A 14,525-nucleotide genomic window follows, 5' to 3' on the forward strand; every position below is an offset into this window, starting at 1 on the left:
GCTACCCCGTCACGTTGTCATAAGCAGCCTAACTGTCTATACTCGGCACCCGACTCCCAGGGGCTTGCAAGCCCGAACTGCTGGGGGTCGCCGTTCCCTGGGTGGTGGGTACCTGACCAGTACACTTACCAACAACTTTGCCCTGATTCGCTAGGGGCTCTTCAGTGTGAAAAAAGCCGTGAAAAGCCAACGACCTGTAAACCTAGACCTAAGGACCATCAAGCTTCCTGTCACTGCGTACACGTCCATTCTGCACCGTATCTCCGGCGTCATCCTGTTCCTCGGCCTTGCCATCATGCTTTATGCACTGGGCAAATCGCTGGGTTCCGAGGAAGGCTTCGGCGAGGTGAAGGCGTGTCTGACCAGCCCGCTGGCCAAGTTCGTGACCTGGGGCCTGCTGTCCGCCCTGCTTTATCACCTCGTGGCAGGTGTTCGTCACCTGATCATGGACATGGGCATCGGCGAGACGCTGGAAGGCGGCAAGCTGGGCTCGAAAATCGTGATCGTCATCTCCGTGGTGCTGATCGTTCTGGTGGGAGTTTGGGTATGGTAACCAATGTCACGAACCTGTCGCGTTCGGGCCTCTATGACTGGATGGCGCAGCGCGTATCAGCGGTCGTTCTCGCGGCTTACTTCATCTTCCTGATCGGCTACGTGGTCGCCCACCCAGGCATCGACTACACCCAGTGGCACGGTCTGTTCTCCAATAACGCGATGCGGATCTTCAGTCTGCTGGCCCTCGTTGCCCTCGGCGCTCACGCCTGGGTCGGCATGTGGACCATTGCCACCGACTACCTGACGCCAATGTCGTTCGGCAAGTCGGCAACTGCGATTCGTTTCCTGTTCCAGGCGGTATGCGGCGTTGCGATGTTCGCTTACTTCGTCTGGGGTGTGCAGATTCTCTGGGGTATCTGATCCATGGCTAGCATTCCTACTATTTCCTTCGACGCCATCATCATTGGCGGCGGCGGCGCCGGCATGCGTGCTGCGCTGCAACTGGCTCAAGGCGGCCACAAGACTGCCGTGGTCACCAAGGTCTTCCCGACCCGTTCGCACACTGTATCCGCCCAGGGCGGCATCACCTGCGCCATCGCTTCGGCCGACCCGAACGACGACTGGCGCTGGCACATGTACGATACCGTCAAAGGTTCCGACTACATCGGTGACCAGGACGCTATCGAATACATGTGTCAGGAAGGCCCGGCTGCGGTCTTCGAGCTGGACCACATGGGTCTGCCGTTCTCGCGTACCGAAACCGGCCGTATCTACCAGCGTCCGTTCGGTGGTCAGTCCAAGGACTTCGGTAAAGGTGGCCAGGCCGCGCGTACTTGCGCAGCTTCCGACCGTACCGGCCACGCGCTGCTGCACACCCTGTACCAGGGCAACCTGAAAGCGGGTACCACCTTCCTCAACGAGTACTATGCCGTTGATCTGGTGAAGAACCAGGAAGGCGCCTTCGTCGGTGTGATCGCGATCTGCATCGAAACCGGCGAAACCATGTACATCAAGTCCAAGGCCACCGTTCTGGCCACTGGCGGTGCTGGCCGTATCTATGCCTCCACCACCAACGCCCTGATCAATACCGGCGACGGTATCGGCATGGCCCTGCGTGCCGGTGTACCGGTGCAGGACATCGAGATGTGGCAGTTCCACCCGACCGGCATCGCCGGCGCCGGTGTACTGGTGACCGAAGGTTGCCGTGGTGAAGGTGGCTACCTGATCAACGCCCACGGCGAGCGCTTCATGGAGCGTTACGCGCCGAACGCGAAAGACCTGGCCGGCCGCGACGTTGTCGCCCGCTCCATGGTCAAAGAGATCATCGCCGGCAACGGTGTGGGCCCGAACAAGGACCACGTACTGCTGAAGCTGGACCACCTGGGCGAGGAAGTGCTGCACAGCCGCCTGCCAGGTATCTGCGAACTGTCCAAGACCTTCGCCCACGTCGACCCTGTGGTCGCGCCGGTTCCGGTCGTTCCAACCTGCCACTACATGATGGGCGGCGTTGCCACCAACATCCATGGCCAGGCCATCACCATGGACGAAGAGGGCAAGGATCACATCATCCCGGGCCTGTTCGCCGTAGGTGAAGTGGCGTGCGTATCGGTTCACGGTGCCAACCGCCTGGGCGGCAACTCGCTGCTCGACCTGGTGGTGTTCGGCCGTGCTGCCGGCCTGCACCTGGAGAAGGCGCTGAGCGACGGCATCGAGCATCTCGACGCCAGCGACACCGACATCGATGTTGCCCTGAACCGCCTGAACAAGCTCAACGAGCGCTCCACCGGCGAAGACGTCGCCAGCCTCAAGCGCGAGCTGCAGAGCTGCATGCAGAACTACTTCGGCGTATTCCGTACCGGCGAGTACATGCAGAAGGGTATCGAGCAGCTGGCTGGCCTGCGTGACCGCATCGCCAACGTGAAGATCAACGACAAGTCCCAGGCCTTCAACACCGCGCGTATCGAAGCGCTGGAGCTGCAGAACCTGCTGGAAGTCGCCGAAGCTACCGCCATTGCGGCCGAAGCCCGTAAAGAGTCGCGCGGCGCTCACGCCCGTGAAGACTTCGAAGACCGTGACGACGAGAACTGGCTGTGCCACACCCTGTACTACCCGGGTGAGAAGCGCGTTGCCAAGCGTGGCGTCAACTTTGCGCCGAAGACTGTTCCAGCCTTCGAACCAAAAATCCGGACTTACTAAGGGTGGCTGCTATGTTGAAAGTCGAAGTTTATCGCTACAACCCCGACACCGACGCGGCCCCCAAGATGGAGTCGTTCGACGTCGATACCGGCGGCAAGGACTTGATGGTCCTGGACGTGCTGGCGCTGATCAAGGAAAAGGACGAGGGCTTCTCGTACCGTCGCTCCTGCCGTGAAGGCGTGTGCGGTTCCGATGGCATGAACATGAACGGCAAGAACGGCCTGGCCTGCATCACCCCGCTGTCGGGTGTGGTCAAGGGCAACAAGCTGGTATTGCGCCCGCTGCCTGGCCTGCCGGTCATTCGTGACCTGGTCGTCGATATGAGCATCTTCTACAAGCAGTACGAGAAGGTGAAGCCATTCCTGCAGAACGACACCCCGGCTCCGGCCATCGAGCGTCTGCAGTCGCCGGAAGACCGCGACAAGCTGGACGGCCTGTACGAGTGCATCCTGTGCGCTTGCTGCTCGACCTCCTGCCCATCGTTCTGGTGGAACCCGGACAAGTTCCTGGGCCCCGCCGCTCTGCTGCAGGCCTACCGCTTCCTGGCCGACAGCCGTGACACCAAGACCCAGGAGCGCCTGGCGTCCCTGGATGACCCGTTCAGCGTATTCCGCTGCCGCGGGATCATGAACTGCGTCAACGTTTGCCCGAAGGGTCTGAACCCGACCAAGGCAATCGGCCACGTACGTAACATGCTGCTGCAAAGCGGCACCTGATTCAAAGCGTTGCAACTGCAGTAAGCCGAGGTGCGGGTGGTGAGCCCGCACTGAGGTAAAACCTGAGCAAGGGCCCACAAAGCCTGCGTTCGATACCTATGAAGATATGAGACCAGCAGGGGCTTTCCGGGCTGGTACCCGGAAAATCAGCAAGATCCAAGTGGCGTGGTTCAGTCGCTGTGTTCGGACTTTTCCAGGTTTTCTATGGCTCTCGCCGATCAGTCCCCTAACCGAGGGTGACCAAGCATGCAAGAAAGCGTGATGCAGCGCATGTGGGAAAGCGCCCACCTTTCAGGTGGTAACGCTGCATATGTGGAAGAGCTCTACGAGCTCTACCTGCACGACCCTAACGCTGTGCCAGAAGAGTGGCGCACTTACTTCCAGAAGTTGCCTGCTGATGGCAGCACCGCTACTGATGTATCGCACTCGACAATCCGCGACCATTTCGTACTGCTGGCAAAGAACCAGCGCCGCGCCCAACCGGTATCTGCCGGGAGCGTGAGCAGTGAACACGAGAAGAAGCAGGTTGAAGTTCTGCGACTGATCCAGGCCTATCGTATGCGCGGCCATCAGGCTGCCAAGCTCGACCCGTTGGGGTTGTGGCAGCGCTCCGCGCCCGTAGACCTGTCGATCAATCACTACGGCTTGACCAATGCCGATCTTGATACGACCTTCCGTGCCGGCGACCTGTACATCGGCAAAGAAGAGGCGAGCCTACGCGAGATCGTCGACGCGCTCCAGAAGACATATTGTCGCACCATCGGTGCCGAGTTCACCCACATCGTCGATTCCGAGCAGCGCAGCTGGTTCCAGCAGCGCCTGGAAAGCGTGCGCGGCCGTCCGGATTTCTCCGCCGACGTGCAGGCCCACCTGCTCGAGCGCGTGACCGCCGGTGAAGGCCTGGAGAAGTACCTGGGCACCAAGTACCCGGGCACCAAGCGCTTCGGCCTTGAGGGCGGCGAGAGCCTGATCCCGATGCTCGACGAGATGATCCAGCGCTCCGGCTCCTACGGCACCAAGGAAGTCGTGATCGGCATGGCCCACCGTGGCCGTCTGAACGTGCTGGTCAACACCTTCGGCAAGAACCCGCGCGAGCTGTTCGACGAGTTCGAAGGCAAGAAGATGAACGAGCTGGGCTCCGGTGACGTGAAGTATCACCAGGGCTTCTCCTCGAACGTGATGACCACCGGTGGCGAAGTCCACCTGGCCATGGCGTTCAACCCGTCCCACCTGGAAATCGTATCGCCAGTGGTCGAAGGTTCGGTGCGCGCCCGTCAGGACCGCCGCAACGACACCGTCGGCGACAAGGTGCTGCCGATCTCGATCCACGGCGACGCGGCCTTCGCTGGCCAGGGCGTGGTCATGGAAACCTTCCAGATGTCGCAGACCCGCGGTTTCAAGACCGGCGGTACCGTGCACATCGTGATCAACAACCAGGTCGGTTTCACCATCAGCAACCCGCTGGACGCGCGCTCCACCGAGTACGCCACCGACGTTGCCAAGATGATTCAGGCGCCGATCCTGCACGTCAACGGTGATGATCCGGAAGCCGTGCTGTTCGTGACCCAGCTGGCCATCGATTACCGCATGCAGTTCAAGCGTGACGTGGTCGTCGACCTGGTCTGCTACCGCCGTCGCGGCCACAACGAGGCCGACGAGCCGAACGGCACCCAGCCGCTGATGTACCAGCAGATCAGCAAACAGCGCACCACCCGTGAGCTGTATGCCGACGCGCTGATCCAGGCTGGTCGTATCGACGCCGAACGTGCTCAGGCCAAGATCGACGAGTACCGCAACGCCCTGGACAACGGTCTGCACGTGGTCAAGAGCCTGGTCAAGGAGCCGAACCGCGAGCTGTTCGTCGACTGGCGTCCATACCTGGGCCACGCCTGGACCGCGCGTCACGACACGCGTTTCGACCTCAAGACCCTGCAAGACCTGTCGGCCAAGCTGCTCGAGCTGCCGGAAGGCTTCGTCGTCCAGCGTCAGGTGTCGAAGATCTACGAAGACCGCCAGAAGATGCAGGCCGGTGGCTTGCCGATCAACTGGGGTTATGCAGAGACCATGGCTTACGCCACCCTGCAGTTCGAAGGTCACCCGATCCGCATGACCGGCCAGGACATCGGCCGTGGCACCTTCTCGCACCGTCACGCGGTGCTGCACAACCAGAAGGACGCCAGCACCTACGTACCGCTGCAGAACCTGTTCCCGGGCCAGCCGCGCTTCGACCTGTACGACTCCTTCCTGTCGGAAGAAGCGGTACTGGCCTTCGAATACGGCTATTCCACCACCACGCCGAACGCGCTGGTGATCTGGGAAGCCCAGTTCGGCGACTTCGCCAACGGTGCGCAAGTGGTGATCGACCAGTTCATCACCAGCGGTGAGCACAAGTGGGGCCGCCTGTGCGGTCTGACCATGCTGCTGCCACACGGCTACGAAGGGCAGGGCCCGGAGCACTCCTCCGCGCGTCTGGAGCGTTACCTGCAGCTGTGCGCCGAGCACAACATCCAGGTCTGCGTACCGACCACCCCGGCACAGATCTACCACCTGCTGCGTCGCCAGGTCATTCGCCCGCTGCGCAAGCCGCTGGTGGTGCTCACGCCGAAGTCGCTGCTGCGCCACAAGCTGGCCATCTCGACCTTGGAAGACCTGGCAGAAGGCTCGTTCCAGACCGTGATCCCGGAAATCGACGCGATCGATCCGGCCAAGGTCGAACGCCTGGTGCTGTGCAGCGGCAAGGTCTACTACGACCTGTTGGAAAAACGCCGTGCCGAAGGCCGCGAAGACATCGCGATCCTGCGTCTGGAGCAGCTGTACCCGTTCCCGGAAGACGACCTGGTCGAAATCCTGGCGCAGTACAGCAACCTCAAGCACGCCGTCTGGTGCCAGGAAGAACCGATGAACCAGGGCGCCTGGTACAGCAGTCAGCACCACATGCGCCGTATCCTGGGCCGCCACAACAAGGCGCTGGTCCTGGAATACGCCGGCCGCGACGCCTCTGCCGCGCCAGCCTGTGGTTACGCTTCGAAGCACGCCGAACAGCAGGAAAAACTGCTGCAAGACGCCTTCACTGTTTAACGCCTTCGCGCACCTGAAACCGAATTTAAGGAAACACTGATAATGGCTATCGAGATCAAAGCCCCAACCTTCCCGGAATCGGTTGCCGATGGCACCGTTGCCACCTGGCACAAGAAGCCGGGCGAAGCCGTCAAGCGTGACGAGCTGATCGTCGACATCGAGACCGACAAGGTCGTCCTGGAAGTACTGGCCACCGCCGATGGCGTGATGGGCGACATCGTCAAGGGCGAGGGCGACACCGTCCTGTCCGATGAAGTGCTGGGTTCGATCGTTGAAGGCGGCGCTGCTGCCGCTCCTGCTGCTGCTCCAGCCGCTGCTGCTCCGGCAGCCGCTGCCGCCGACGCTGGCGAAGACGACCCGGTCGCAGCGCCTGCTGCGCGCAAGCTGGCTGAAGAGAACGGCATCGACCTGGCTACCGTTGCCGGCACCGGCAAAGGCGGTCGCGTCACCAAGGAAGACGTGGTGGCTGCAGTCGCCAACAAGAAGTCGGCACCTGCCGCTGCCCCGGCTGCCAAGCCGGCCGCTGCCGCCGCTGCTCCGGTCGTGACCGCCGCTGGCGATCGCACCGAGAAGCGCGTGCCGATGACTCGTCTGCGCGCCAAGATCGCCGAGCGTCTGGTCGAAGCCCAGTCCAACATGGCGATGCTGACCACCTTCAACGAAGTCGACATGACCGAAGTCATGGCCCTGCGTTCGAAGTACAAGGACCTGTTCGAGAAGACCCACAACGGCGTGCGCCTGGGCTTCATGTCGTTCTTCGTCAAGGCCGCCACCGAAGCGCTGAAGCGCTTCCCGGCCGTCAACGCCTCGATCGATGGCAACGACATCGTCTACCACGGCTTCGCCGACGTCGGCGTTGCCGTCTCCAGCGACCGTGGCCTGGTGGTACCGGTACTGCGTAACGCCGAGTCGATGAGCCTGGCTGAAATCGAAAACGGCATCGCCACCTTCGGCAAGAAGGCCCGTGACGGCAAGCTGTCGATCGAAGAAATGACCGGCGGCACCTTCACCATCACCAACGGTGGTACCTTCGGTTCGATGATGTCGACCCCGATCGTCAACCCGCCGCAGGCCGCCATTCTCGGCATGCACAACATCATCCAGCGTCCGATGGCCATCAACGGCCAGGTTGTGATCCGCCCGATGATGTACCTGGCGCTGTCGTACGATCACCGTCTGATCGACGGCAAGGAAGCGGTAACCTTCCTGGTCACCATCAAGAACCTGCTGGAAGATCCGTCTCGCCTGCTGCTGGACATCTAACCCTCTGGCTGCGTACCGTTCGGCCCCTGGCTTCGAAAGAAGCGGGGCCGCGCGGTTCGCGGCTTGTAGCTTGTAGCTGATAAGGAATCTTTTATGACCCAGAAATTCGACGTAGTGGTGATTGGTGCAGGTCCTGGCGGCTATGTGGCTGCCATCAAGGCTGCCCAACTCGGTCTGAAGACTGCCTGTATCGAGAAGTACACCGACGCCGAGGGCAAGCTGGCCCTGGGCGGCACCTGCCTGAACGTAGGTTGCATCCCGTCCAAGGCGCTGCTGGACAGCTCCTGGAAGTACAAGGAAGCCAAAGAGAGCTTCAACGTCCACGGTATCTCCACTGGCGAAGTGAAGATGGACGTGGCTGCGATGGTTGGCCGCAAGGCTGGCATCGTCAAGAACCTGACCGGCGGCGTTGCCACCCTGTTCAAGGCCAACGGCGTCACTTCGATCCAGGGCCACGGCAAACTGCTGGCTGGCAAGAAAGTCGAAGTCACCAAGGCTGACGGCACCACCGAAATCATCGAAGCCGAAAACGTGATCCTGGCTTCCGGTTCGCGTCCGATCGACATTCCGCCGGCTCCGGTCGACCAGAACGTCATCGTCGACTCCACCGGCGCCCTGGAATTCCAATCGGTACCCAAGCGCCTGGGCGTGATCGGTGCTGGCGTGATCGGCCTGGAGCTGGGTTCGGTATGGGCTCGCCTGGGTGCTGAAGTCACCGTGCTGGAAGCCTTGGACACCTTCCTGATGGCTGCCGACACCGCCGTGTCGAAAGAAGCCCAGAAGACCCTGACCAAGCAAGGCCTGGACATCAAGCTGGGCGCCCGCGTCACCGGCTCTAAAGTCAACGGCAACGAAGTCGAAGTGACTTACACCAATGCCGAAGGCGAGCAGAAGATCACCTTCGACAAGCTGATCGTCGCGGTCGGCCGTCGTCCGGTGACCACTGACCTGCTGGCCTCCGACAGCGGCGTGACCATCGACGAGCGTGGCTACATCTTCGTCGACGATCACTGCGCCACCAGCGTACCGGGCGTGTTCGCCATCGGTGACGTGGTGCGCGGCATGATGCTGGCCCACAAGGCCTCGGAAGAGGGCATCATGGTCGTCGAGCGCATCAAGGGCCACAAAGCCCAGATGAACTACGACCTGATCCCATCGGTTATCTACACCCACCCGGAAATCGCGTGGGTCGGCAAGACCGAACAGTCCTTGAAGGCAGAAGGTGTTGAGGTTAACGTAGGCACCTTCCCGTTCGCGGCCAGCGGCCGTGCGATGGCAGCCAACGACACCGGTGGTTTCGTCAAGGTCATCGCCGATGCCAAGACCGACCGCGTACTGGGTGTGCACGTGATTGGCCCATCGGCTGCCGAACTGGTGCAGCAGGGCGCAATCGCAATGGAATTCGGCACCAGTGCCGAGGATCTGGGCATGATGGTCTTCAGCCATCCAACCCTGTCCGAAGCGTTGCATGAAGCAGCGCTGGCAGTGAATGGCGGCGCCATTCACGTGGCCAACCGTAAGAAGCGTTAATTATAAGAAACCACGGCGGGCTGCCCGTCGTGAGTCTTGCGTGCATGACTCACCGCGGAACGTCCGCCGGACCGGACTACACGGGAAAACCCGGGGTCAACGGTCACAGGTGGTGCGGCGCCAGTAATGGCGCAGCGCCGAAGCGCAGTACCTAACGAAGACGGTAAAAAGCATGAATCTTCACGAGTATCAGGGTAAGCAGCTGTTCGCTGAATACGGCCTGCCAGTTTCCAAGGGTTTCGCAGTCGACACCCCTGAAGCTGCAGCAGAAGCCTGCGACAAGATCGGCGGTTCCGAGTGGGTAGTCAAAGCCCAGGTTCACGCTGGTGGTCGCGGTAAAGCGGGCGGCGTAAAGCTGGTTCGCAGCAAAGAAGACGCCAAGGCGTTCGCTGCACAGTGGTTGGGCAAGAATCTGGTTACTTACCAGACCGACGCCAACGGTCAACCCGTCTCCAAGATTCTGGTCGAATCCTGCACTGACATCGCCAAAGAGCTGTACCTGGGCGCTGTCGTGGATCGTTCGAGCCGCCGTATCGTGTTCATGGCTTCCACCGAAGGTGGCGTGGACATCGAGAAAGTCGCTCACGACACGCCTGAGAAGATCCTCAAGGCCACCATCGACCCGCTGGTCGGCGCTCAGCCGTTCCAGGGCCGTGAGCTGGCGTTCCAGCTGGGCCTGGAAGGCAAGCAAGTTCAACAGTTCGCCAAGATCTTCGTAGGCCTGGCCAAGCTGTTCAAGGATCACGATCTGGCCCTGCTGGAAGTGAACCCGCTGGTGATCAAGGCCGACGGCGACCTGCACTGCCTCGATGCGAAGATCAACATCGACGCCAACGCCATGTACCGTCAGCCTAAGCTGAAGACCTTCCACGACCCGTCGCAGGACGACGCCCGTGAAGCCCACGCTGCCAAGTTCGAACTGAACTACGTTGCCCTCGAAGGCAACATCGGCTGCATGGTCAACGGTGCCGGCCTGGCCATGGGTACCATGGACATCGTCAACCTGCACGGTGGCAAGCCAGCCAACTTCCTCGACGTGGGCGGCGGCGCTACCAAAGAGCGCGTTACCGAAGCGTTCAAGATCATTCTGTCCGACAGCAATGTCGCGGCCGTTCTGGTCAACATCTTCGGCGGCATCGTTCGCTGCGACATGATTGCCGAAGGCATCATCGGTGCAGTGAAAGAAGTCGGCGTCAAAGTACCGGTCGTCGTTCGCCTTGAAGGCAACAACGCCGAACTGGGCGCTAAAGTACTGGCAGAAAGCGGTTTGAACATCATTGCGGCAACCAGCCTGACCGACGCTGCTCAACAAGTTGTCAAAGCTGCGGAGGGCAAGTAATGAGCGTCCTGATCAATAAAGACACCAAAGTCATCTGCCAGGGCTTCACCGGCTCGCAGGGTACTTTCCACTCCGAACAAGCCATCGCCTACGGCACCAAGATGGTTGGCGGCGTGACCCCAGGCAAAGGCGGCACCACTCATCTGGGCCTGCCGGTGTTCAACACCGTGAAAGAAGCCGTAGAAGCTACCGGCGCTGACGCCTCGGTCATCTACGTACCGGCTCCTTTCTGCAAGGACTCGATCCTGGAAGCGGCTTTCGGCGGCATCAAGCTGATCGTCTGCATCACCGAAGGCATTCCTACCCTGGACATGCTGGATGCCAAGGTCAAGTGCGACGAGCTGGGCGTTACCCTGATCGGCCCTAACTGCCCAGGTGTGATCACCCCGGGCGAGTGCAAGATCGGCATCATGCCAGGCCACATCCACCTGCCAGGCAAGGTCGGTATCGTGTCGCGTTCCGGCACCCTGACCTACGAAGCTGTGAAGCAGACCACCGACGCCGGCTTCGGCCAGTCGACCTGCGTCGGCATCGGCGGTGACCCGATCCCAGGCTCCAACTTCATCGACATCCTGAAGCTGTTCCAGGAAGACCCGAAGACCGAAGCGATCGTCATGATCGGTGAGATCGGCGGTTCGGCTGAAGAAGAAGCTGCGGCCTACATCAAGGCCAACGTCACCAAGCCAGTGGTTTCCTACATCGCCGGTGTTACCGCACCTGCGGGCAAGCGCATGGGCCATGCTGGCGCCATCATCTCCGGCGGCAAGGGCACTGCGGACGAGAAATTCGCCGCACTGCAGGACGCTGGCGTGAAGACCGTGCGGTCCCTGGCTGACATCGGCAAGGCCCTGGCCGAGCTGACTGGCTGGGAAGCCAAGAAGTAAGTAACACGTAATACCCCCACGCGCACAAAGGCCACCTTCGGGTGGCTTTTGTCGTTATGCGGTCTTAGGAAAATTCGATCAAGCTCATCAGGAATTTCAACCAGACATTTGCTCGAATCAGCAATAAATTGTCGTCCAGCACAGACATCCAGACGACAAACATGTACGCACATCGGACAAGCAGCACTATTGCGGTGCGTTTGCCGGGTAAAACGGTTAATCTACGCGCTCACTCTGTGCCCGTACCCCAAAAGGGAACGACACGCTAAACGGGTCTGGCCTACCAAGCCGGGCAGCATTTCCCTCATCCATGGGGAAATCCCCTCTCGAATCCCGATTTCAGCAGTGTGGTACTACCCTAAATGAAAGTTTTGAAAGGCCAGGATATCCTGGCACTTGGCTTTATGACGTTTGCGCTTTTCGTAGGCGCCGGCAACATCATCTTCCCGCCTATCGTCGGCCTGCAATCCGGGCCCCACGTGTGGATGGCAGCACTAGGCTTCCTGGTGACTGCCGTGGGCCTGCCGGTCATCACCGTGGTCGCCCTGGCCAAGGTCGGTGGCGGCATGGATGCGTTGAGCAGCCCGATTGGCAAGTTCTTCGGTGGCCTGCTGGCGGCTGTGTGCTATCTCTCGGTCGGCCCGCTGTTCGCGACCCCGCGTACCGCGACCGTGTCGTTCGAAGTGGGCGTGGCGCCGTTGACCGGTGAAAGCCCGTTGGCGCTGTTCCTCTACAGCCTGGTGTACTTCATCGTGGTGCTGGCGGTTTCCATGTATCCGGGCAAGCTGCTCGATACCGTGGGCCGTTTCCTGGCGCCGCTGAAGATCATCGCCCTGGCCGTGCTGGGCATCGCCGCCTTCGCGTTGCCGGCGGGCACCATTGGTGAAGCGCAACCGCCCTACGCGGCCGCGGCCTTCTCCAAAGGCTTCTCCGACGGTTACCTGACCATGGATACCCTGGGCGCGTTGGTGTTCGGCATCGTGATCGTCAACGCCATCCGCTCGCGCGGCGTCGAGTCGCCGAAGCTGATCACCCGCTATGCCATCATTGCCGGCCTGATTGCCGGTGTGGGCCTGGCGCTGGTGTACATCAGCCTGTTCCGCCTGGGTGCCGGCAGCCACGATATCGCGGCCGACGCCACCAACGGCGCTGCGGTCCTGCATGCATATGTGCAGCACACCTTCGGCTCGCTCGGCAGTGGCTTCCTCGCCGTACTGATCGCACTGGCCTGCCTGGTAACGGCTGTTGGCCTGACCTGTGCCTGCGCCGAGTACTTCAGCCAGATTCTGCCGCTGTCGTACCGCGCGCTGGTGGTGATCCTGGCGGGCTTCTCGCTGCTGATCTCCAACCTGGGCCTGACCAAGCTGATCATGTTCTCGATCCCGGTGCTGACCGCTATCTACCCGCCATGCATCGTGGTAGTGGGCCTGAGCTTCGTCAAAGAGCTGTGGAATTCGCCAACGCGCATCCTTGCGCCGGTGATGCTGGTGTCGCTGGTGTTCGGCATGGTCGATGCGATCAAGGGCAGCAGCATTGCCCATGTGCTGCCGGACTTCATGGCGCACCTGCCGCTGAGTGACCAAGGCCTGGCGTGGTTGGTGCCGTCGGTGGTGACCCTGGCTGGTGCCGTGGTTTGCGACCGCATGCTCGGCAAGCCGCGCGAAGCGCTCGCCTGATGTGTTGACACCCGTGCCTGGCACCGGCCACAAGCCTCAGGGTGCCAGTTGCGGGTCGATACCCTAAGCCCCGTGTCCGTGAGGACGCGGGGCTTTTCGGTTTTTGGGGAGGGCTTTTCCGTGTTTGCAGGCTTGGCGCCAAGGGATCTAATCCAAGCGCGTCTGGCTTTTGGGATCCCTGCATGACTTTCATTGAAGAACACCTACTTAACGTATTCGCCGCTTTCTGGTTTGTCCTGTGCTGGAGCGGCTTTACCCGCTATGCCACCTGGAAAGGCCGCGATACCGTTTGCCTGGCCAGTGTCATGCACCGCTATCGGCAGGACTGGATGCGGCGCATGCTGCTGCGTGACGGCCGTATTGCCGATGCCAGTGTGATAGGTGGCCTTGAGCGCAATGCCTCGTTCTTCGCCTCCAGTACGCTGATTATCCTTGCGGGCATTCTTACCGTGCTGGGTGCCTCGGACCGCGCCGTGTCGCTACTGGCTCACCTTCCGCTGGTCCAGCAGGATTCTCAGGGCGTTTCGGAAATCAAGTTGCTATGCCTGGCGATGGTCTTCGTCTATGCGTTCTTCACGTTCAGCTGGTGCATGCGCCAATACAATTTTGCTGCCGTGCTGGTCGGCTCGGCGCCTGTGGTTGGCGAGCGTCTGGGCGATGAGCGGGAGCGCAAGGCGTTCGCTTCACGGGCAGCGAGCGTATTGTCGCTGGCCGCCAACCAGTTCAATTATGGTCTGCGTAGTTACTATTTCGGTATGGCCATGCTGACGTGGTTCATCAGCGCCTGGCTGTTCATGGTCGTGAGTGTTGCGGTGGTATTGATCCTGTATCGCCGCGAGTTCCATTCCAGCGTGCTGCAAGTGATGAGGTTCAAGCCAGCAGCAAGTACCAGCCCGGAAGTGAATCTCGAAAGTATCAGTTCCTGAAACGTTTAATCGCTAAATGGCAGGCACAAAAAAACCCGACATCGTCGGGTTTTTTCGTACAGCGCGATTACTGCTTGGCAGGTTCGGCTGGTGGGGTTGCAGGTGCAGCCTCTTCGGCAGCCTTCTGCTCGGCTTCAGCCTGATCTTTGGCGGCTTCGGCGTTTTCCTTGGCAGCGTCGTTCATCTTATCCTGAGCTTCGCCCATTTTTTCCTGGGCTTGCTCGGCGTGTTGCTGTGCGTCTTGGGCTTTGTCTTCGCTCGCTTTATCGCAAGCAGCCAGGCCCATGGCAGCAGCCAGCATCAGAGCAAAAGCAAATGGTTTACGCATGGGGGTGTTTCTCCTTGGTGGAATAAGTGACTTGTTCCTTCGAGTTCGAGCTTAGCGCATTAGTTCCGCATCTTTTACAGATATATAACACCGC

Annotated in this window: 12 protein-coding genes; 11 read left to right on the top strand and 1 reads right to left on the bottom strand. The window is 60.7% G+C overall.

Annotated elements, in window-relative coordinates:
- Positions 1-166 precede the first annotated feature (166 nt).
- The 11 genes from sdhC to ACIPZF_RS00190 all read left to right on the top strand — a co-directional run bounded on the left by sdhC (position 167) and on the right by ACIPZF_RS00190 (position 14,103).
- Entirely contained in the window at positions 167-553 is a 387-nt protein-coding gene (sdhC, locus tag ACIPZF_RS00140) for a succinate dehydrogenase, cytochrome b556 subunit (protein WP_012315350.1), read from the top strand.
- Positions 547-915 (top strand): succinate dehydrogenase, hydrophobic membrane anchor protein, encoded by a 369-nt coding sequence (sdhD, locus tag ACIPZF_RS00145; RefSeq protein ID WP_008091903.1) that lies wholly within the window; start codon positions 547-549, stop codon positions 913-915. The genes sdhC and sdhD overlap by 7 nt, the downstream gene beginning before the upstream one ends.
- Positions 916-918: 3 nt before the next feature.
- Positions 919-2,691 carry a succinate dehydrogenase flavoprotein subunit gene (sdhA, locus tag ACIPZF_RS00150; RefSeq protein WP_172287553.1) on the top strand — a complete coding sequence of 591 codons (1,773 nt, stop codon included), beginning with the start codon at positions 919-921 and terminating at the stop codon, positions 2,689-2,691.
- Between the two features lie 11 nt (positions 2,692-2,702).
- Positions 2,703-3,407 (top strand): succinate dehydrogenase iron-sulfur subunit, encoded by a 705-nt coding sequence (locus ACIPZF_RS00155; protein ID WP_133331444.1) that lies wholly within the window; start codon positions 2,703-2,705, stop codon positions 3,405-3,407.
- Positions 3,408-3,653: 246 nt separating this feature from the next.
- On the top strand, positions 3,654-6,485 hold the full coding sequence (locus ACIPZF_RS00160; RefSeq protein WP_400794104.1) for a 2-oxoglutarate dehydrogenase E1 component: 2,832 nt from the start codon (positions 3,654-3,656) through the stop codon (positions 6,483-6,485).
- A 42-nt stretch (positions 6,486-6,527) separates the two neighbouring features.
- A complete protein-coding gene (odhB, locus tag ACIPZF_RS00165; protein WP_400794106.1) occupies positions 6,528-7,748 on the top strand; it encodes a 2-oxoglutarate dehydrogenase complex dihydrolipoyllysine-residue succinyltransferase in 1,221 nt (406 codons plus the stop codon).
- A 93-nt stretch (positions 7,749-7,841) separates the two neighbouring features.
- Complete coding sequence (gene lpdA, locus ACIPZF_RS00170) at positions 7,842-9,278, top strand: dihydrolipoyl dehydrogenase (RefSeq protein WP_400794108.1); 1,437 nt, start codon at positions 7,842-7,844, stop codon at positions 9,276-9,278.
- 172 nt (positions 9,279-9,450) lie between these two features.
- A complete protein-coding gene (gene sucC / locus ACIPZF_RS00175) occupies positions 9,451-10,617 on the top strand; it encodes an ADP-forming succinate--CoA ligase subunit beta (protein ID WP_023629628.1) in 1,167 nt (388 codons plus the stop codon).
- Positions 10,617-11,501, top strand: coding sequence for a succinate--CoA ligase subunit alpha (gene sucD / locus ACIPZF_RS00180; RefSeq protein WP_016393102.1), 885 nt, complete (start codon positions 10,617-10,619; stop codon positions 11,499-11,501). The genes sucC and sucD overlap by 1 nt, the downstream gene beginning before the upstream one ends.
- Before the next feature lie 362 nt (positions 11,502-11,863).
- Positions 11,864-13,177, top strand: coding sequence for a branched-chain amino acid transport system II carrier protein (brnQ, locus tag ACIPZF_RS00185; protein ID WP_400794109.1), 1,314 nt, complete (start codon positions 11,864-11,866; stop codon positions 13,175-13,177).
- 182 nt (positions 13,178-13,359) lie between these two features.
- Positions 13,360-14,103, top strand: coding sequence for a DUF599 domain-containing protein (locus ACIPZF_RS00190; protein WP_400794111.1), 744 nt, complete (start codon positions 13,360-13,362; stop codon positions 14,101-14,103).
- Between the two features lie 67 nt (positions 14,104-14,170).
- On the opposite strand, the gene ACIPZF_RS00195 is transcribed toward ACIPZF_RS00190, so the two are convergent.
- The gene (locus tag ACIPZF_RS00195; RefSeq protein ID WP_400794113.1) at positions 14,171-14,431 is read right to left on the bottom strand and encodes a hypothetical protein; all 261 of its coding nucleotides are present in this window, start codon (positions 14,429-14,431) and stop codon (positions 14,171-14,173) included.
- Positions 14,432-14,525: the final 94 nt, after the last annotated feature.

Origin of the sequence: Pseudomonas sp. NPDC089752 (genome assembly GCF_044748725.1) — a bacterium.
GTDB lineage: Bacteria > Pseudomonadota > Gammaproteobacteria > Pseudomonadales > Pseudomonadaceae > Aquipseudomonas.